Below are 18,102 nucleotides of genomic sequence, written 5' to 3'. Positions count from 1 at the left end.
GATATTGAAACGCCCATGTTCACGCTCGACAGACCCGTCACCTTTTCGCAGGATATCAAGAAAAGCCGCTTCATCGCCTTTGCCGCGCCGGTGACGGGCGAAGAGGATGCGAAGAACTTTCTTGCGGCGCATTCCGATCCCGACGCGAACCACAATTGCTGGGCATGGCGAAGCGGCCAGACCTATCGTTTCAGCGATGACGGCGAGCCTTCGGGCACGGCCGGGAAACCGATCCTTCAGGCCATCGACGGTCAGGCGCTGGACAATGTCGCCGTTCTCGTCATCCGCTGGTTCGGCGGCATCCTGCTCGGCAGCGGCGGGCTGATGCGCGCCTATGGCGGCACGGCGGCAGCGTGTCTACGGCTTGGAGAAACCTGGCCGGTCATCGCTTATGTCAGCGCGACTTTGAGCTGCCCCTTTTCCGATCTGGCGCTGGTGAAATCGCGCCTTTCCGCCACACAGAACCTGCGGGTGGAAAAGGAAGATTTCACCGGAACCGGCGCGAATATGTTGCTCTCGGTTCCGGCCGAAGAAGCCGAACGGCTCACCCGTCTTCTCAGCGACCTGACCAGCGGGCGCGTCAATTTGCATATTCCCGAATAGAGTTTTTTCGCTTTTCTTCGAATCGCGAAAACACTCTAACTCTTTGTTTTGGCGCATTTCCGGACGGAAAACCGGGGTCCACTTTTCCTGGAAATGCTCTAGCGTCTGTCCGAATGCGCAATTCGTGCTAAGGAAGCGACATGTCATCCGAGCTTTCCAACCCCGTCTATCATCCGCCACTCGACCCCTGGCTCACCATCGTGCACCGCGACGACGATCTGCTGGTGCTCGACAAGCCAAGCGGGCTTTTATCGGTGCCGGGGCGCGATCCCGCGCTTTCCGACAGCCTCATGACGCGTGTGCAGAAACAGTTCCCGAAAGCGCTGATGATCAACCGGCTGGACAAGGACACATCGGGCATCGTGCTGATGTCCCTGAACCGCAAGGCGCATGCGGCGATTGCGTCGCAGTTTGAAAACCGCCAGACGCGCAAATCCTATGTCGCCATTGTCTGGGGAGAGGTTGTGGGAGAAGCGGGGGAAGTGGACCTGCCGCTCGCCATCGATCCCGAAAACAAGCCCCGCCACCGGGTCGACCGCGAGAACGGCAAGCCGGCACAGAGCCTTTGGCGGGTGCTGGAACGATTGCCGCTTCCGGCAACACGGCTGGCGCTGACACCCCTTACCGGCCGTACCCACCAATTGCGGGTGCATATGAAGGCGCTTGGCCACCCCATTCTCGGCGATGAATTTTATGCCGAAGGCGAAGCGCTTGCCGCCGCGCCGCGCCTGATGCTGCATGCGCAGGAGGTCGGGTTCCGCCATCCAGGTGGCCGTGACGTCACCTATACCGTGCCCTGCCCCTTCTGAGGCCTGCGATGAAAGAAAAAGACGAAAGCTTCGTAGTAGATTTTGTCGGCGGTGCAGTCGGACACCGTTTCCGCTCCGGCGAGGGGCGCGGACAGGCCCTGCCGAAAGCCGCGGGTTTCACAAAGGGCCGCACGCCAAAGATCGTGGATGCGACCGCAGGCCTCGGGCGAGACGCCTTTCTGCTGGCCTCACTGGGAGCAGAAGTAACGCTGATCGAGCGCTCGCCGGGAATGCATGCCCATCTTGCGGACGGCATTCGCCGCGCATTGGAGGCTGGCGGCGCCTATGCCGAGGCGGCGGCGCGCATGACGCTGCTTCACGGAGATTCACGCCAGTTGCTGAAAGAGCTTTCACCGGAGGTGGTGATTGTCGACCCCATGCATCCGCCGCGCCATAACACGGCGCTGGTGAAAAAGGAGATGCGGGTGCTGAGAGAACTGGTTGGCTCCGACCCGGATCAGGTGGAGCTGATGGAAGCTGCGCTGGAGAATGCGACGAAGCGGGTGGTTCTGAAATGGCCCCTGCGCGCCGAGCCGATGCCGGGCATTCGCAAGCCTTCGCATCAGATAATGGGCAAGAACACCCGTTATGATGTCTTCATGATCTTCGGAAAATCTATCGACCCGGAGGAATGATCAACGGAAGCTCGGCTTTCGCTGCGCATTCATCAAAAGCTCGTGCCGCGAGGCGAACTCGCCGAACAGTTTTCTGAGCCGCGTTTCCTCGGCCTTGTCCAGCCGGTAACGCCGGCAGAATTCCGCGACGTTGAGGATCGGCTTGGTTCTGTTCCCGTCTATGGTCTTGTTGTCGATGATCTGCATGGCGCTCTCCGTGTAACAAAGGGGAAAACGTGACCGCAGGCTGGCGGTTCCTTATGAATTCGCATGGATGAGAAAAGAGCGTGCCGCCTGCACACGGAGTGATCAAGTTTTCTTGAAACTATCGCAGGAAACGAAATCCTCCCCAAATGGTTCTCTGCCTGACGTAAACGATGGAAGGGAGACCCATGTTCCATAACAACCGATTTCTGAGTTCGACGATCCTGTGTGCGTTGCTCGCCGTGCCGCTTGCCGGCGTTGCACAGGCCCAGGCCCCGGCCGCCGAAACGAAACGGCCGAATGCGCCGGATCAGAAACCGGCCTTTGAGGGTCAGACCCGCGCGCCACAGGCCGCCACCCAGCCAAGCGTCGAAAAAACCGTGATCGCGGACGGCCTACCGCATCTGTGGTCGATGGAGTTTCTGCCCGATGGCCGCATGATCGTCGCAGCCAAGGAAGGCGCCATCCATATCGTCGCAGACGGCAAGGCCGGCCCGGCGATCGCGGGTGTGCCTGAGGTGGCATCCGACGGACAGGGCGGCCTTCTCGACATCGCGCTGGCTCCCGATTTCGAAATGTCGCGCACCATCTTCTTCTCCTTCTCCGAACCGCGCGATGGCGGCAACGGCACTTCGGTAGCCTCGGCGAAACTGACCGAGGAAGGCGGCGCGGCAAAGCTGGACAATGTCTCGGTGATTTTCCGCCAGATGCCGACCTATGACGGCGACAAACATTTCGGCTCCCGCCTCGTCTTCGGGCCGAACAACGAGCTTTATGTCACCGTCGGCGAACGTTCCGATTCAAAGCCGCGCGTGCAGGCGCAGGACCTGTCGAGCGGGCTCGGCAAAGTCTTCCGCATCGATACACAGGGCAAGGCCTTTGAAGGCAATCCTTTCGCCAGCCGACAGAACGCCCTCCCCGAAATCTGGAGCTATGGCCACCGCAACCTGCAGGCGGCAGCGCTGGACGGAGAAGGCAGGCTCTGGACCGTGGAACACGGCCCGCGCGGCGGCGATGAGCTGAACATGCCGAAGGCCGGCCTGAACTACGGCTGGCCGGTCATCACCTATGGCGTCGAATATAGCGGAAGGTCGGTTGGCGAAGGCGTTACCGCAAAGGAAGGCATGGAACAGCCGGTCTATTATTGGGACCCGGTCATCGGCCCCTCCGGCATGGCCTATTATGACGGCGACCAGATTCCCGAATGGAAGGGTGCCTTCATCGTCGGCGGTCTGGTAAGCCAGGGCCTCGTCATCCTGCATATCGATGGCGACAGGGTTGCCACCGAAAGCCGGCTGCCGTTGGAAGCGCGCATTCGCGACGTGAAGGTCGGGCCGGATGGCGCGATCTATGCCGTGACCGAAGAGCGCGGCGGCGGTGAATCGCAGATTCTGCGGATCGCCAAGGCCGGCTGATTAAAAAGGCCGGCTGAGAAAACTCACGACTGGAACGACAGGCCGCCGGAACGAAGGCGGCCTGTTTTTCGTTTGCCGCAGCGTGAAACCTGCCGGAAAAAACCATGCCACAGCCGCCCACCCGCCTTCTTGCCAAAATCGGACTTGCCTATGTCAACGATCAGGAGCCGGGTATTGCCCGCGAGAAACGCGGACGCGGTTTCTGTTACCGCCTTCCGGGCGGCGAACTTCTCTCCGACAGCGTCGAACTGAAGCGCATCAAAGCGCTCGGCGTGCCGCCCGCCTATAAGGACGTGTGGATCTGCATCGACCCCGCCGGCCATCTGCAGGCTACGGGTTTCGATGCCCGCGGGCGAAAACAATATCGGTATCACCCCGACTGGCATGCGCTCCGGGGCGAAACGAAATTCTTCCAGCTGAAAAGCTTCGGCAGGGCGCTGCCCGCCATTCGCCGCCGCGCCATCGCCGATATCGAAAAACAGGATCATGGGCCGGAAATGACGCTCGCGGCGCTCACGCTGCTGCTCGATGCCGCCTATCTGCGCGTCGGCAACCGCTCCTATCTCGAAACCAACGGCACCTATGGCGCAACGACATTGCTCAAGCGGCACGTCTCCTTCGGTGAAACCATCGAGCTGCGGTTTGCCGCCAAGGGCGGGCAGAAGGTGAAACGGCAATTGCGCCACCCCCGCCTTCAGAAAATCCTCGAGGAGATCGCCGATCTGCCCGGCAAGGAACTCTTCGTCTGGCAGGATAGCGAAAACCGCGTGCATTCCGTCGATTCCAGCGATCTCAACGCTTACCTCTCCCGCATCGGCGGGCAAGGCATCTCCGCCAAGACCTTTCGTACCTGGGGCGGAACGCTCGCCGCCTTCTGCAACGCCATGGAACATGTGGCGGCGGGCGACAAGCCGAGCATGAAGGGCATGTGCCAGGCAGCGGCCGCAGAGCTTTCCAACACGCCCGCCATCTGCCGCAAAAGCTATGTGCACCCGGCCGTCCTCGGTATAGCCACGGAAGAGAAAGCGCAGAAAAAACTTGGCCGCATTTTGAAGGTCGGGGCAAAGCCCGTCTCCGGCCTCAGGGCGGATGAAAGACGGCTGCTTGCCTTCCTGCCCTGAGGATCAGCGGCTGCCCGCCCATTCCGCCAGTTCCCGCTCGGCCCTTTCCAGCGCGCTGTAATTCAGCAATTTGCGCAGGAAAGCGACGGTAACAGCGCGGGTTCTGAGATTATACCGGCCTTCCGCCTCGTCATCGCCGGCTGCCTGATGCACGTTCAGCTTCTCATAGAGGCTTTGCAGCCGGTTCTGCACGCTGCGCAGCGACAGGTTACGGCGGCGGGCAATCGCCTTGTCGGTAAGCCCTAGCGCGACATCGACAAGGATTTCATATTCGGAATCGGTAAAGCCATGGGCCTTGCCGAGGCTCTTTTCCTGCAGGCCGCGCACTTCCCGGTCGATCACGCATTGCGCCTCGATGAAGATGCTGCGCAGCGCCAACCGCAGGCGGTCATCGGAGGCGGATTTCAGAACGTAGCCATAGGCGGCCCCTTCCGGCACGATGCGGGAAACACCGCGCACATAGGCCTCGTCGGAATAGTTGGACCAGAACAGGATGCGGGTATCGGGCCTTTCCTTCCAGATGGTGCGCGCCGCCTCGATGCCGTTGCGCTCGTTCATCTGCAAATCCATGACGATATGGGCGGCGCGATTTTCGCGCGCGAGCTTCTCGCCGGTTCTGCCGTTTGCCGCCTCCAGAACCTTGTCGCATTCCGGCAGCGCGGCACGCACCGCCTCGTTCAGATAGGCGCGGTGCAGCGCATCGTCCTCGACGATCAGCACATCCATGTCACAACTCCTCCCGCCGGTCGAAAGCGCCTGCCGGCAAGGTTACGGTGATGCGGGTTCCCGCTCCCGTGCCATTGCCGCCAATATCGAATCTCGCCGAAATCAGCCGCGCCCGCGTCTTCATATTGCCGATGCCGAGGCCACCGGAGGCCCCGCCTTCGCCGCCACCGCTGCCGTCGTCGCTGACCGTCACCTGCAAGCCGCCGTCGATCGCGGTCAGTTTCACGGCAATCGCTTCGGGCTGGGCATGGCGAATGGCATTGTTCACCGCCTCCTGCACAATGCGGAACAGCGAGATGGCCACCGTCTTGTCCAGCCTTTCCACCAGCCCGTCCGTCTCATCCGTCACCGACCAGTCGATTGCCGATCCGCTATCGCGCACGGAACGGTCCACATAGGTCTCGATGGCCTCAACGACGCCGAACAATTGCAGGATCGAGGGTTTCGCCTCCTCAATGATCTCGCGCAAATCCTGCATGCAATGCTGCAGGCTGCGCACCACCGGCTCCAGCATCTCGCCTGACAGGTCAGGGGTATGGCTCATGCGCTCGATGCGCCGCGCCAGCCGGGTCAAATCCGCGAGCGTCTGGTCGTGCAGATCCATGCCGATGCGCTGCCGTTCGGCCTCCAGCGCCTCGGTCAATTGCAGCGCGCCCAGCCGCAGGCCCTCCTCGCGGGCATTGGCGCGCGCTTCCTCGATGGCGGAGCGTTTGGCCTGCTCGGCGGCGCGGATCGCGTAGAAATAGGGCGCCAGCAAATCTGCGACGGCGCGGGCATTCGCCACATCCTCCATCGTATAGGCGTCCGACTGGTGGGAGGAGCAACTCAGCGCGCCGATGATATCGCCATGCACCTTCATCGGCACATGCAGCCGGCTATGCAGGTTAAGTTCGATGATCGGGCTTGAAAACGACCCTTCGAAATGAAAGCGCGGATCGGAACAGGCGTCGCCGCTCAAAAGGTATTCCACCTCGCCAGACAACAGCGAACGGATCGGGCTGCCGGTCAGAAGGGCGGGCGGCTGCCGGCTCCAGGCGCTGACGAGACCACTCTCATAGGCGATGTGATATTTGTCATCCAGCTGCTTGATGCAGACATCCATATGGTCATGCGGGATGATATGGCTGATCTCGGTGGCGACCGCCTGGATGATGGCATTAAATTCGAGCTGCCCGGCAAGCAGCCGCGAAATGCCCATATAATGATGAAAAAGAGCACTTTTCGGCGTATCCAGCATGTGCGGACGCCCTCCCAAGCGCCTGCTTTCGACCATCGCGGCGAAGCTTCAACCCCTTGGGCGCCGCATCATCCATTCTGCGCCCAGCAGTGGCGTTTCGTCCTGCGGGTTCCCGCATGCTTTCTGCGGAAACCCGCAGGAAGATTGCCGCGATCCGCCTATACAAGCCAAATCTTCTTGGTCATTCTCGCTTCTACTGGGGAAAGGAGCTCCAGTGCAAAGGAATTCCACCTGCCGCCGAGGAGATTTGCGGCGTGCGAGAATTCCGGGCTCGAAAAGGGCAAGCCACGAGGGAGGAAATCAAATGGCTTTCAGGAAGATGCTTCTGGCATCGGCCGCTGTCGCATGCGCAGCTTTGCCGATCACCGCTCATGCCGATACGTCGGCCAAAAAAATCGCGCTTTCAAACAATTATGCCGGTAATTCCTGGCGTCAGGCGATGCTGACGAGCTGGGACAAGATCACCAAGCAGGCGGTTGCCGACAAGCAGGTCGCCGCCGCTGACGCCTTCACCACAGCCGAAAACCAGGCGACGGAACAGGCCGCGCAGATCCAGAACCTCATTCTTCAGGGTTACGACGCCATCGTCATCAATGCCGCTTCGCCCACCGCGCTTAACGGCGCGGTGAAGGAAGCCTGCGATGCCGGCATCACCGTCGTATCCTTCGACGGCATCGTCACCGAGCCCTGCGCATGGCGCATCGCGGTCGATTTCAAGGCGATGGGCGAAAGCCAGATCGACTATCTCGCCAAGGCCATGCCGAAGGGTGGAAACCTGCTCGAAATCCGTGGCCTCGCGGGCGTTTCGGTGGATGATGAAATCCACGCCGGCATCGCCGCCGGCGTCGCCAAGAACCCGCAGTTCAAGATCGTCGGTTCCGTCAACGGCGATTGGGCGCAGGACGTCGCGCAGCGCGCCGTCGCCGGCATTCTGCCGAGCCTTCCCGAAGTCGCGGCTGTCGTGACGCAGGGCGGCGACGGTTACGGCGCGGCACAGGCTTTCGCCGCCGCCAAGCGCCCGACACCCACCATCGTCATGGGCAACCGTGAAGACGAGCTGCAATGGTGGAAGCAGCAGAAGGATGCAAGCGGTTACGAGACCATGTCCGTCTCCATCGCGCCCGGCGTCTCGACGCTGGCTTTCTGGGTGGCGCAGCAAATCCTCGACGGCAAGGATGTGAAGAAGGACCTGACCGTACCCTTCCTGCGCATCGACCAGGCCAATCTCGAGGAAAACCTGAAGACGACCCAGAAGGGCGGCGTGGCGAATGTGGAATATTCACAGGAAGATGCTGAGAAGGCCATCGCATCGGCCAAATAGGCCGGATCGGCTTTAAGCCTCACTATTGCGGCGCTCCCGGAACGGGCGCCGCAATAGCCACCATATTATCCGATTTTCACATCACTGGCGTAATTGCTCATGAATGACATCATCGAGGCGGAAGAGGTCGTCGCTGCGCGCGGCGTGAAGGTCGTGTTCGGCGCGGTAAGGGCGCTGGATGGGGCCGATCTCGTCATCCGCACGGGGGAATGCCTCGGGCTCGTCGGCCATAACGGCGCGGGAAAGTCCACCATCGTCAACGTCATCAATGGCGGGCTGACGCCGCATGAGGGTTCCGTTTCCTATGGCGGCAACGAAAACCGCCATGGCATTGCCGCCGCGCGCGCGAACGGCGTTCGCTGCGTGTTTCAGGAACTGTCGCTCTGCCCGAACCTGACGATCAGCGAAAATGTCCGCATCATGCATGCCGCCACGGGTGGGCGAAACTGGCGAGGCCGTGCGCTGACGACGATCCGGCAGACACTTGACGAGATTTTTCCCGGCCACGGCATCGATTGCGAGCTGACCATCGCCGAACTTTCCATCGCTGAACGGCAGATGGTGGAAATCGCCATCAATTTCTGCCGCATACCGCACGCGCCGAGACTGGTGATTCTCGATGAGCCCACCTCTTCGCTGGATGCCGGTCTTGCCGAGCAGCTGATGGATTATGTCCGCCGTTTCGTGCGTGAGGGCGGCTCGGTTCTGCTGATCTCGCATATTCTCGGCGAAATTCTTTCGACGGCCACCCGTATCGTGGTGATGAAGGATGGCCGGGTGGTGGCCGACCGGAAGGCCGCCGACTTCACCACCCGCTCGCTGGTCGAAGCGATGGGCAGCGTCGTCAAGGAACAGAACAGGCGGCGGGGTGAAAGCCGCAAGGCAGGCGAGAAGGTGCTTTCCATGCCGGCACGCCGGGGTGAAGGCCTTGCCTTCGAGGCCTTTCGCGGCGAGATCGTCGGCCTTGCCGGTCTCGGCGGCCATGGCCAGACCGAAGCGCTTCTCGATCTTTATCTCGCGCAGAACAGCAGTTGGATACCCGCGCGCAAGACCGATATCGCCTTTGTCGCTGGCGACCGCAGCCTGAACGGCACTTTTCCGCTGTGGAGCATCCTCAAAAACCTGTCCATCGCCTCGCTCAGGGATATTTCAGCCGCAGGTATGGTGGACAGAGCCAAGGAAACCGAGCTTGGGGCGCAATGGAAAAAGCGCATCGAAATCCGCACGCCCGACATGGGCAACAAGATTCTCTCCCTCTCCGGTGGCAACCAGCAGAAGGTGCTTTTCGCCCGCGCGCTCGCCACCACCGCCAGCACGGTTTTGATGGACGACCCGATGCGCGGCGTCGATATCGGCACCAAACAGGAGGTCTATGACATCTTGAGAACCGAAGCCTCCCACGGCCGCACCTTCATCTGGTACTCCACCGAAATGGACGAAATCCGTCTCTGCGACCGGGTCTACGTGTTCCGCGACGGCGCCATCCAGGCGGAACTCGTCGGCGACGATATTACCGAGCAGAATGTGCTGGCGGCCTCCTTTGCGGGAGAAGACCACGCATGAAACTCTCGGCAAACGCCCTCCGCCTCATCATTCCCGCCGCCTCGCTCGCCTTCCTGCTTGCCGCCGTCTTCTACATGCAGCCGCGCGCCATGAGCTATACCGGCATGAACCTGCTGTTCAATCTGGCCGTGCCGATTGCGCTCGCCACCATTGCGCAGATGCTGATCATGTCGGTCAACGATCTCGATCTGTCGATGGGCACCTTCGTCAGTTTCTGCGCCTGTGTGACCGCCACTTTCCTGCAAACCACGCCCATCCTCGGAATTGCGATTTTTGCCGGTGCGATTGCGGTTTATGCACTGCTTGGCGCCATCATCCATATCCGCGCCCTGCCCTCCATCGTCGTCACGCTCGGCATGAGCTTCGTCTGGGGCGGCCTCGCCGTTCTCATTCTTCCCTCGCCCGGCGGCCAGGCCCCCGCCTTCATCCGGGCGCTGATGACGGCAAAACCGCCCTTCGTGCCAATCGCCATCGTCGCCAGCATCCTGATCGCGGTCGTCGCCCATTACATCGTCATGCGCTCTTCTTTCGGTGTGCTGATGCGCGGTGTCGGCGGCAATTTCCGCTCGGTCGAGCGCTCCGGCTGGTCGGTCGTCGGCATTCGCGCCGCCACCTTTGCGCTGGCCGGTTTCTTCGCGGTACTCTCGGGTATCGCCCTTGTCGGGCTGACGACATCGGCCGACGCCAACATCGCGCTGCGTTACACGCTACTCTCGATTGCCGGCGTCATTCTCGGCGGCGGTGAATTCGTCGGCGGAAGGGTATCGCCCATAGGCGCCGTCATCGGCGCGCTGACGCTGACGCTCGCCGGTTCGTTCCTCTCCTTCATGCGCATTTCGCCGGACTGGCAGATCGGCGCGCAGGGGGCGATCCTCATCATCGTGCTCGCGCTGCGCATTCTGCTCAACCGTCTTGAAAAGCGGGAGAAAAACCAATGAACGGGCTGTCTTCACTCACCAGAAAACCATGGATATGGTCCTTTGCCGCAACAGCGGTCGTCTGGATTGTCACCGTGCTCTTCACCGGCGGCGCAAGCTCCTTCGGCCTGTCGCATGCCGCACTCACCTTCGCGGCCTTTTCGGTCATCGTCGGCATCGGCCAGATGTTCGTCATCACGCTCGGACCGGGCAATATCGACCTCTGCGTTCCCGCCACGATGACGCTGTCGGGGACGCTGGCGCTCAAATTCATGGATGTGTCCGACGGACTTATCCTGCCCGGACTGCTGATCGCCATCCTGATCGGCATCGCCATCGGCATCGGCAATTATGCGCTGATCAAGCTCCTGCGCATCCCGCCGATCATCGCGACGCTCTCCATGAGCTTCATCGTGCAATCCATCGCCATCTGGTCGAACCGCGGCCTGCGCATCAAACCGCCGGAAACATTGGCCACATTCGCCACGTCAAGTTTCTTCGGCATCCCGAATGTCGCCCTCGTGGCCCTGCTGCTCTCGGTCATCGCCTGGCTGCTGCTAGACCGCTCGTTTTACGGACGCTGGATTTCCGCCATCGGCCAGAGCACCTTCGCCGCCCGCATGACCGGCATTCCGGTGGACGGCGCACGTTTCGTCACCTATGTGCTCTGCGCGGTACTTGCTGCCATCGCGGGTTATCTGCTCGCCAGCTTCTCCGGAGGGGCGGCGCTCAATATGGGCTCGGAATATCTGCTGATGTCCATCGCCGTCGTCGTTATCGGCGGAACGGCGGTGGCGGGCGGCGATTCCAATGTGCCCGGCATCTGGGGCGCTTCGCTCTTCATGTTCCTGGTGGTCTCGATGCTGAATACCTATGGTTTCGGCGCCGGCATCCGCCTCATCCTCACCGGCCTCATCATCATCTCCGTCATTCTTCTGGCAAGCGGCCCCAAGGCCACGCGCTGAACCCATAACGACAAGCCCCCAAGCGGACCACGCTCATGACCATAGACACGACCTCCCCTTACGAAATCCACGATGACCGCTTTCGCCATCTGATCGTCGGCAATGCCGAGTTGGAAGAGCTTTATTCCGGCTGCCGCTGGGCCGAAGGCCCGGTATGGTTTGCCGATCTGAACTGCCTGCTGTTCAGCGATATTCCCAATCAGCGCATGCTGCGCTGGGTGCCGGATGGCGGGATCTCGGTATTCCGCCAACCCTCCAACTTCACCAACGGCAATACCCGCGACCGGCAGGGGCGGCTCGTTTCCTGCGAGCATGGCGGCCGCCGCGTCACCCGTACCGAAGTGGACGGCTCGATCACGGTTCTCGCCGACAGCTACGGCGGCAAGCGGCTGAACTCACCCAATGACGTGGTGGTCAAATCCGATGGCAGCGTCTGGTTCACTGACCCAACCTACGGCATTCTTTCCGATTACGAGGGGTACAAGGCCGAGCCGGAACAGAAGACGCGCAATGTCTACCGGCTCGATCCCGCAACCGGAAAGATCGACATCGCCGTAGATGACTTCGTGCAGCCGAACGGGCTTGCGTTTTCGCCTGACGAGACGAAGCTTTATATTGCCGACAGTTCCTACAGCCACGATGTCTCCCGCCCGCGCCATATCCGCGTCTTCGACGTGGTGGATGGCGTAAAGCTCACCAACGGCCGGGAATTCTGCAACCTCGACAATGGCCTGCCGGACGGTTTCCGCCTGGATACGGCCGGCAACCTGTGGACCAGCGCCGGCGATGGCGTTCACTGCTTTTCCCCCGAAGGTACGCTCCTCGGCAAGATCAGGGTGCCGCAGACGGTCGCAAACCTCACTTTCGGCGGCCCGAAAAAGAACCGCCTGTTCATCACCGCGACGAAATCGCTTTATTCGGTCTATGTCGCCGCAACCGGCGCGCAAACGCCTTGAGTTACTGAAAAACCGGAGAAAACGGGCCGGGAAGGAACTGGCAAGACGGGTTCACCGCGCTATAAAAGCGGAATGAACGACGATTCCAGCCCCTTCCTGACCGACGACATGGCCGTGGACGGCGACGCGCCGGCAGTCGAGCCCACCAGCCGCATGCTTTCCTGGGCGCGCAATTCCGCTCTTTACCGGCTGGAACAGCGCATGATGACGGAAAAGCAGCTGCGCGACGCCATCATGCGCAAGGCGCGGGAAAAATTCGAGGATATCAGCCCGGCGCAGGTCAGGGCGCTCGGGGAATTTGCCGTGACCTTCGCTTATGGCATCAAGGCGCTCGACGACACGGCTTTCGCGGAAATTACCGTGCGGAGCGGCCAGCGCAGCGGCAAGTCGAAACGCGGGCTCGCGCAGAAACTTCAGATCAAGGGTATCGCCCGGGAAACGGCTGCGGTCGCGCTTCTGGAAACCGATGATCTGGTCGCGGCCGTCATCTTCGCACGCAAGCGCGCCTTCGGGCCGTTTCGGCGTGTAGAACTGGACGAGAAGCGCAAGGCCAAGGAATTCTCCGCCTTCGCCCGCAATGGCTTCGGCTTCGAGATCGGCGCGAAGGTCATGGCGATGACTTTCGAAGAAGCGGAAGAGATTATCGCTGAAGCGCCGCTCTGACCGCTATTGCGACATCGGACGCGTTTTCAGATAGGCGATCAGATCCGCAATATCGGTTTCGCTCCACAGCCCGAAAAAGCGCATCGCATTTCCGGGTATCGCCTTCTTCGGGCTGGCGATGAATTTTTGCAGTTCCTCCTCCGACCACACTCGGCCAGCCGCGCCGGCATCCTTCAGCGCCTGCGAATAGTGGCCGTAATCGGTCACGGAAGCCATCGGCCTGCCGACGACACCCATCAGATGCGGCCCCATGCGGGTGCGTGGCGTGTCGACGCTGTGACAGGTGGAACAGCGGCTGAAGACCTTCTCCCCATGGGCCGCATCGCCCTCGGCAAAAGCGGCTGTCGCCAAAAGGAAAGAACAGGCGGTCACTGCCGCCACACGTCTGAATGTGGAAATCATGGCCCGGATAATACAACGCCCTCTCCGTCTGACAACGAAGAGGGCGTTTTTTGACATGCGACAGAATGCCCGGCCGGGGCCAGGCACTTTGCCGATCAGTTCATGGCCGTGAGCGTCACGGAGGTGCCGGTGGCGGCGAGGTTGAGACCAACCTGACCCGTCACGCTGACCGTCTGCAGCTGGATGGAGCCGGACGTGCCGCCAACGAGAACGTTTGTGCCGACGCCGAGACCGACGGTGACTTCAGCCGTTGCGCCCTGATAAAGGCCGCCGAGCGAACCGCGGTGGTAACCGGCGGTCGGGGCGAAAACGGCCCAGACCAGACGGCCCTGCGTGGTGAAGCCGAGGTCGACACCCATCTTGCGGATGGCGCCGGTGTAATGGTCGGTGCGACGGGCGCCCATGGTGGACTGGAAGGTGCAATCCAGTTCCTTGGCCGAGCCGAGAACGTAACCGACGCCGCCGCCGATATCGCAGGTGAGGTAACCGATCTTGACGCCGTTGCGATCGTCCTGCTCCTGCGGAGCCGGCTCATATCTTGCAAGGTCGGCAGCGAGAGCGGATGCGGTTCCGCCGAGGCCCATCGTCAATGCGGCAAAAGTTACGGCAACAGCCTTTTTCATCTGATTTTCTCCTGTTTTATTCCTACCCGCAGCAGCCCTTCTTGCCCTCTCCGGATATTGAATTCCGCACTGTTAACGTTTGTTCCCTGAAATCGATCCAAAACAACTTAATTGGAGGCGATGAAAGCGGAACGGTTAACAATGTCTGATGGCGGTAGGATGCCATTAAGACATTGTTAGGGCGGAAAATGCGTGCGGAATCGCCATCAACAGCCAGCATTGCCGGCCGTTGTTTTGCTGCAACAACCTCAAAGCGGCAGGGCGACGGGAAAGCCGGTGGCGGCATGGGTCATGACATCCATGCGGACGCCATAAATGCGCTGCAGCGTCTCCGGCGTCATGATCTCCTGCGGCGTTCCCCGTGCGATAAGCTGGCCGGAATGAAGCGCGACGATCTCATCGCAGAAGCGCGCCGCCATGTTGACGTCGTGCAGCACGACGATGACGCCGAGCCCCTTTTCGCGCGACAATCTCTGCACCAGCGAAAGCACTTCGATCTGGTGCGCCATGTCGAGTGCGGAGATGGGTTCGTCGAGAAGCAGGCTTTCGGCATTCTGGGCCACCAGCATGGCAAGCCACACGCGCTGGCGCTCACCGCCCGAAAGCGTATCCACCAGCCGGTCGCGGAAGGCGACGGTGTCGGTGAGTTCGATCGCTTCGTCCACTTTCTCCTGATCCGCTTTGGTGAACTGCCCAAGCGCGCCGTGCCAGGGATAACGGCCGAGCGCCACCAGTTCCTTGGCCAGCATGCCGGAAGCGGCCGGCGTATATTGCGGCAGATAGGCGAGCTTTCGCGCAAATTCACGATTGCCCCATGCGCCGAGAGCCTTACCCTCGAATGAGACCCTCCCCGCCGTCGGCTCCTGAATCCGCGCGAGAATCTTGAGCAGCGTGGATTTTCCCGAACCGTTATGACCGATCAGACCGATGGTCTTGCCGGTCGCAAAACTGGCCGTCAGCGGCTGCAGCAATGTCCTGCCCGGCACTTCCATCGTCACGCCGTCGAGAGAAAAAAGCGGAATATCGTCATAATCGACGGCAAGTGCTGCCTGACCCATGGTTCTCATCTCCGTACATCGTTCAAAAAATTCATCATCGTCTGCCTGAAAGCCAGATCAGATAGGGCGCGCCGGCAAGCGCCGCAAAAAGCCCGAGCGGCAGCTCATAAGGAAAGGTGACTGTCCGTGCGCCGAGATCGGAAAGCGCCATCAACACCGCGCCGAACAGGAAGGAGGCGAAGAGATGGTCGCGCGGCGTGGTGAAACCGGCGCGAAGCGCAATATGCGGCGCCATCAATCCGACGAAACTCAAGGGACCGACGAGCAGCGAGGCAGCCCCGGTGGCAATGCCCGCCACCGCGATGACGGCGATGCGCGCCGCGCCGAGCGGCAGTCCGAGGGAGAGCGGCACATCCCGCCCGAGCGGCAGGATCGTCAGCCAGCGCGTGACCGATAGCGCGCCCGCCAGCAGCACGATGGAAAGAATGGCAAGAAAGATCGCCGAAGCCGGCGTCGCCGTCGAACCCGAGCCGCTGAGCCAGGCGAGGATCTGCCATGCCCGCTGGTCGCCAATGGCAAGCAGCGCCGAGAGAACCGCCGAGCAGAGGGAACTGATGGCAATGCCCGCGAGCAGGATTTTTTCCGGCGCGAGGTGCCGGCGCATGGAAAACAGCAGGACGAGGATCATGACGGCCGCAGAGCCGATGCCGGCGCCGCAAAAGAGTTCGAAAAGACCGGCGGCCGGAAAAATCGTGATGGCGGCGGCAAAACCGAGGCCTGCACCGCCGCTGACGCCGATCACTTCCGGGCTTGCCATGGGATTGCCGGTAAGCCGCTGGAGAAGCGCCCCCGCCATGGCCAGAAGACCGCCTGCGGCCACGGCCGCCACCAGCCGCGGCCAGCGGAACGGCAGCAGGCTTTGCAGATCGTCAGCCTTCAGCACCGTCCAGCCATCGGGCCCCTTGCCGATGGCGAGCGCTGCAAAAACCAGCCCCGCCATGACGGCCAGTACCGGCAGCAGGGCCGTAAGCCGGCGTCTTGTCGCCAGCTCGACGCCTTCACCGCGATGCACATCGGTCGGCCGGATTTTCGGCAGCAGCCACAGAAGCAGCGGGCCACCGATCAGGGCCGTTACCGCGCCGGTCGGAAAAACTTCGGCCGTCGTGCTTGCCAGAAGCTGCACGAGACCGTCGCAGAACCACAGCAGCAGGCCGCCCAGAAGCGGGGAAACCAGGAGCACCGAAGACGAACGCCGCACACCGAGCGCCCGGGTGAGCGCAGGCGCTGCAAGGCCGATGAAGCTGACGAGACCGACCGCCGAGGCAACCAAGGCGGCCAACATGACCGCGACGGCGGCGACCGCCAGCCTGATCGAAAACAGCGAGACGCCGAGCGATCGCGCACCGGCGTCGCCGAGACCGAGGACCGTCAGCGGCTTTATCAGCAGGCCGGTCAGCACGAGCCCGGCAACAAGCTGAAACGCGAGGGACAAGGCGTTCGACCAGTCCTGCTGGCTGAGCGAGCCACCGTTCCAGACGACCAGCGACATCAGATATTCGCCCTGCGCCAAGGTCAGCGCGGCGGAAACGGACGCGGCGGTGATGCCGACCAGCAGCCCTGACACCACCATGGTCACCGGCTCGAAGGAGCGTCGCCAGCCGAGAAGAAACACGATGCCGGCCGCACCGGCCGCGCCAGCGAGCGCCACCAAGGCGCGGTTGCCATCCAGCACCGAGGGAAAGAACAGGGTTGCGATAACGATGGCCAGTTGCGCGCCGGCCGAGATGCCGAGCGTCGAAGGATCGGCAATCGGATTGCGCAGCAATTGCTGGAACAATGCGCCCGACAGGCCGAGCATCGCGCCCGCCAGAATGGCGACCGCCACGCGCGGCATCAGGCTGAAGGCAAAAATCACCTGATCCATCGACATGGTGGCGGCATCGAACGGCAGGCCGGGCCATGCACCGAAAGGCAGCCGCAGCAGCCCGGCATGCAGGGAAAGCCCGCAGGCCAGCACGAACAGCAGCCCGAAGAAAAACTGAAGAGGCCGCGCCGTCACAGGGCTTCTCCCTGCGCCGAGAGCGCTTCGGTCAGAAGCCGCGCAAAGCGCATGCCGGCGGTGATGCCGCCATAGGGGCCGACATTGCCGAGCGTGACCACCCGGTTTCCCCGCACGGCGGGCAGCGCGCGCCATATGGCGCTGCTGCGCAGGGTTTCCCGCGCCTCGACCGGAATATCGGAGACGATGACGATGCGCGCATCGGGCGAAGCGGCGAGGTTTTCAAGCGGCACCGGGGCCGCGAAGGTGAATTGCGAACGATCCACCCAGGCATTGGCGAGCCCCAGCCGGCCAAGAACATCCCCGAACATGCTGTCCGCACCGAAAGCGCGAAAATGCCGGGCGTCGCCGATGTTTATCACATAGGTCGGCCGCGCCGCAAAACCGGCAAGGCGGGTCCGCATGGCTTGCAGCGCCGCTTCCGTTTCGCCCAGAACCCTGCGCGCCTCGTCCGCCCTGCCAAGCTTTTCGCCAAGGGCTGAGACCGCCGCCAGCGCCTTTGCGAAAGGCGGCTCGCCCTTCACGTAAAAGGGCAACGAGAAGACCGGCGCAATCGCTTCCAGCCTGCCGGTATAACGGGTGTAGAAGGGCGAAATCAGAATGAGATCGGGCCGGGTCAGTTGCAGAAGCTCGAAATTCGGCGCGCCGCGCAGGCCGAGATCGGCGACGGTTGCAGGGATTTCCGGCTCGACCGCATCCACCCGAAACTGGATGAGCTCGGTCGCCGCCACCGGCATGACGCCGAGCGCAACGGCGGTTTCCAGCATGGCCCAGTCGATGGCGGCAAGGCGTGGCGTGACCGCCGCGCGCGCCTTGCCAGCAAGAGCCGAAGCAGCGAGCAGGCCTAAAAATTCCCGCCGCCCCCAAAGGGGGGACATCCATCGATCCTTGCGCGTCATGCCCCTG

The 18,102-nt window shown here is 62.0% G+C and carries 19 protein-coding genes; 11 read left to right on the top strand and 8 right to left on the bottom strand.

The genetic code is table 11. The annotated features are described in order from the left end of the window. Positions 1-15 precede the first annotated feature (15 nt). The 3 genes from ACQZ5N_RS16020 to ACQZ5N_RS16010 all read left to right on the top strand — a co-directional run bounded on the left by ACQZ5N_RS16020 (position 16) and on the right by ACQZ5N_RS16010 (position 2,047). Positions 16-603: an IMPACT family protein gene (locus ACQZ5N_RS16020; RefSeq protein WP_448733434.1), complete on the top strand. Its 588-nt coding sequence runs from the start codon at positions 16-18 to the stop codon at positions 601-603. A 140-nt stretch (positions 604-743) separates the two neighbouring features. Continuing rightward, a complete protein-coding gene (locus tag ACQZ5N_RS16015; protein WP_448733433.1) occupies positions 744-1,412 on the top strand; it encodes a pseudouridine synthase in 669 nt (222 codons plus the stop codon). Between the two features lie 8 nt (positions 1,413-1,420). Further along, on the top strand, positions 1,421-2,047 hold the full coding sequence (locus ACQZ5N_RS16010; protein WP_080853887.1) for a class I SAM-dependent methyltransferase: 627 nt from the start codon (positions 1,421-1,423) through the stop codon (positions 2,045-2,047). Here the strand turns inward: ACQZ5N_RS16010 and ACQZ5N_RS16005 are convergent, their stop codons facing one another. Beyond that, the gene (locus ACQZ5N_RS16005) at positions 2,048-2,233 is read right to left on the bottom strand and encodes a hypothetical protein (RefSeq protein ID WP_003508485.1); all 186 of its coding nucleotides are present in this window, start codon (positions 2,231-2,233) and stop codon (positions 2,048-2,050) included. It lies immediately after the preceding gene. Positions 2,234-2,418: 185 nt separating this feature from the next. Between ACQZ5N_RS16005 and ACQZ5N_RS16000 the strand changes: the two genes are divergently transcribed. Both ACQZ5N_RS16000 and ACQZ5N_RS15995 read left to right on the top strand, forming a co-directional pair. Continuing rightward, positions 2,419-3,645, top strand: a complete 1,227-nt coding sequence (locus ACQZ5N_RS16000; RefSeq protein ID WP_448733432.1) for a PQQ-dependent sugar dehydrogenase — start codon at positions 2,419-2,421, stop codon at positions 3,643-3,645. Between the two features lie 104 nt (positions 3,646-3,749). Beyond that, the gene (locus ACQZ5N_RS15995) at positions 3,750-4,766 is read left to right on the top strand and encodes a DNA topoisomerase IB (RefSeq protein WP_448733431.1); all 1,017 of its coding nucleotides are present in this window, start codon (positions 3,750-3,752) and stop codon (positions 4,764-4,766) included. A gap of 3 nt (positions 4,767-4,769) precedes the next feature. Here the strand turns inward: ACQZ5N_RS15995 and ACQZ5N_RS15990 are convergent, their stop codons facing one another. Further along, the gene (locus ACQZ5N_RS15990) at positions 4,770-5,492 is read right to left on the bottom strand and encodes a response regulator transcription factor (protein WP_003522116.1); all 723 of its coding nucleotides are present in this window, start codon (positions 5,490-5,492) and stop codon (positions 4,770-4,772) included. A gap of 1 nt (position 5,493) precedes the next feature. Next, positions 5,494-6,729 (bottom strand): GAF domain-containing sensor histidine kinase, encoded by a 1,236-nt coding sequence (locus ACQZ5N_RS15985; protein ID WP_448733430.1) that lies wholly within the window; start codon positions 6,727-6,729, stop codon positions 5,494-5,496. 304 nt (positions 6,730-7,033) lie between these two features. On the opposite strand from ACQZ5N_RS15985, the gene ACQZ5N_RS15980 reads away from it, so the two are divergent. The 6 genes from ACQZ5N_RS15980 (at position 7,034) to recX (ending at position 13,114) form a co-directional block, all read left to right on the top strand. After that, the gene (locus ACQZ5N_RS15980) at positions 7,034-8,050 is read left to right on the top strand and encodes an ABC transporter substrate-binding protein (RefSeq protein ID WP_078053674.1); all 1,017 of its coding nucleotides are present in this window, start codon (positions 7,034-7,036) and stop codon (positions 8,048-8,050) included. A 99-nt stretch (positions 8,051-8,149) separates the two neighbouring features. Next, positions 8,150-9,613 carry an ATP-binding cassette domain-containing protein gene (locus ACQZ5N_RS15975; protein ID WP_448733429.1) on the top strand — a complete coding sequence of 488 codons (1,464 nt, stop codon included), beginning with the start codon at positions 8,150-8,152 and terminating at the stop codon, positions 9,611-9,613. Continuing rightward, a complete protein-coding gene (locus ACQZ5N_RS15970) occupies positions 9,610-10,551 on the top strand; it encodes an ABC transporter permease (protein ID WP_080838912.1) in 942 nt (313 codons plus the stop codon). The genes ACQZ5N_RS15975 and ACQZ5N_RS15970 overlap by 4 nt, the downstream gene beginning before the upstream one ends. Then, entirely contained in the window at positions 10,548-11,495 is a 948-nt protein-coding gene (locus ACQZ5N_RS15965; protein WP_003522111.1) for an ABC transporter permease, read from the top strand. Before ACQZ5N_RS15970 ends, ACQZ5N_RS15965 begins: the two co-directional genes overlap by 4 nt. A gap of 35 nt (positions 11,496-11,530) precedes the next feature. Continuing rightward, positions 11,531-12,451: an SMP-30/gluconolactonase/LRE family protein gene (locus tag ACQZ5N_RS15960; protein ID WP_448733428.1), complete on the top strand. Its 921-nt coding sequence runs from the start codon at positions 11,531-11,533 to the stop codon at positions 12,449-12,451. 72 nt (positions 12,452-12,523) lie between these two features. Continuing rightward, complete coding sequence (gene recX, locus ACQZ5N_RS15955) at positions 12,524-13,114, top strand: recombination regulator RecX (protein WP_448733427.1); 591 nt, start codon at positions 12,524-12,526, stop codon at positions 13,112-13,114. A gap of 3 nt (positions 13,115-13,117) precedes the next feature. Here recX and ACQZ5N_RS15950 read toward each other — a convergent pair whose 3' ends face one another. From ACQZ5N_RS15950 to ACQZ5N_RS15930, 5 genes are all read right to left on the bottom strand, one after another. Beyond that, positions 13,118-13,516 (bottom strand): c-type cytochrome, encoded by a 399-nt coding sequence (locus ACQZ5N_RS15950; RefSeq protein WP_448733426.1) that lies wholly within the window; start codon positions 13,514-13,516, stop codon positions 13,118-13,120. A 95-nt stretch (positions 13,517-13,611) separates the two neighbouring features. Continuing rightward, positions 13,612-14,139 carry a DUF992 domain-containing protein gene (locus ACQZ5N_RS15945; RefSeq protein ID WP_003522107.1) on the bottom strand — a complete coding sequence of 176 codons (528 nt, stop codon included), beginning with the start codon at positions 14,137-14,139 and terminating at the stop codon, positions 13,612-13,614. 248 nt (positions 14,140-14,387) lie between these two features. Next, positions 14,388-15,197 carry an ATP-binding cassette domain-containing protein gene (locus tag ACQZ5N_RS15940; RefSeq protein WP_035263594.1) on the bottom strand — a complete coding sequence of 270 codons (810 nt, stop codon included), beginning with the start codon at positions 15,195-15,197 and terminating at the stop codon, positions 14,388-14,390. Between the two features lie 34 nt (positions 15,198-15,231). After that, a complete protein-coding gene (gene fhuB, locus ACQZ5N_RS15935) occupies positions 15,232-17,196 on the bottom strand; it encodes a Fe(3+)-hydroxamate ABC transporter permease FhuB (RefSeq protein ID WP_448733425.1) in 1,965 nt (654 codons plus the stop codon). Continuing rightward, entirely contained in the window at positions 17,193-18,095 is a 903-nt protein-coding gene (locus ACQZ5N_RS15930; protein WP_448733424.1) for an iron-siderophore ABC transporter substrate-binding protein, read from the bottom strand. Before ACQZ5N_RS15930 ends, fhuB begins: the two co-directional genes overlap by 4 nt. Positions 18,096-18,102 lie beyond the last annotated feature (7 nt).

The organism is Agrobacterium sp. 22-221-1 (assembly GCF_053522445.1).
The sequence above is the reverse complement of the archived record's forward strand: the minus strand, read 5'-3'. Positions and strand labels throughout refer to the sequence as shown.

Coding starts and splice junctions, on each gene's coding strand:
- ACQZ5N_RS16020 (WP_448733434.1), top strand. CDS start 16: ATGTTCACGCTCGACAGACCCGTCACCTTTTCGCAGGATATCAAGAAA.
- ACQZ5N_RS16015 (WP_448733433.1), top strand. CDS start 744: ATGTCATCCGAGCTTTCCAACCCCGTCTATCATCCGCCACTCGACCCC.
- ACQZ5N_RS16010 (WP_080853887.1), top strand. CDS start 1,421: ATGAAAGAAAAAGACGAAAGCTTCGTAGTAGATTTTGTCGGCGGTGCA.
- ACQZ5N_RS16005 (WP_003508485.1), bottom strand. CDS start 2,233: ATGCAGATCATCGACAACAAGACCATAGACGGGAACAGAACCAAGCCG.
- ACQZ5N_RS16000 (WP_448733432.1), top strand. CDS start 2,419: ATGTTCCATAACAACCGATTTCTGAGTTCGACGATCCTGTGTGCGTTG.
- ACQZ5N_RS15995 (WP_448733431.1), top strand. CDS start 3,750: ATGCCACAGCCGCCCACCCGCCTTCTTGCCAAAATCGGACTTGCCTAT.
- ACQZ5N_RS15990 (WP_003522116.1), bottom strand. CDS start 5,492: ATGGATGTGCTGATCGTCGAGGACGATGCGCTGCACCGCGCCTATCTG.
- ACQZ5N_RS15985 (WP_448733430.1), bottom strand. CDS start 6,729: ATGCTGGATACGCCGAAAAGTGCTCTTTTTCATCATTATATGGGCATT.
- ACQZ5N_RS15980 (WP_078053674.1), top strand. CDS start 7,034: ATGGCTTTCAGGAAGATGCTTCTGGCATCGGCCGCTGTCGCATGCGCA.
- ACQZ5N_RS15975 (WP_448733429.1), top strand. CDS start 8,150: ATGAATGACATCATCGAGGCGGAAGAGGTCGTCGCTGCGCGCGGCGTG.
- ACQZ5N_RS15970 (WP_080838912.1), top strand. CDS start 9,610: ATGAAACTCTCGGCAAACGCCCTCCGCCTCATCATTCCCGCCGCCTCG.
- ACQZ5N_RS15965 (WP_003522111.1), top strand. CDS start 10,548: ATGAACGGGCTGTCTTCACTCACCAGAAAACCATGGATATGGTCCTTT.
- ACQZ5N_RS15960 (WP_448733428.1), top strand. CDS start 11,531: ATGACCATAGACACGACCTCCCCTTACGAAATCCACGATGACCGCTTT.
- recX (WP_448733427.1), top strand. CDS start 12,524: ATGAACGACGATTCCAGCCCCTTCCTGACCGACGACATGGCCGTGGAC.
- ACQZ5N_RS15950 (WP_448733426.1), bottom strand. CDS start 13,516: ATGATTTCCACATTCAGACGTGTGGCGGCAGTGACCGCCTGTTCTTTC.
- ACQZ5N_RS15945 (WP_003522107.1), bottom strand. CDS start 14,139: ATGAAAAAGGCTGTTGCCGTAACTTTTGCCGCATTGACGATGGGCCTC.
- ACQZ5N_RS15940 (WP_035263594.1), bottom strand. CDS start 15,197: ATGGGTCAGGCAGCACTTGCCGTCGATTATGACGATATTCCGCTTTTT.
- ACQZ5N_RS15930 (WP_448733424.1), bottom strand. CDS start 18,095: ATGACGCGCAAGGATCGATGGATGTCCCCCCTTTGGGGGCGGCGGGAA.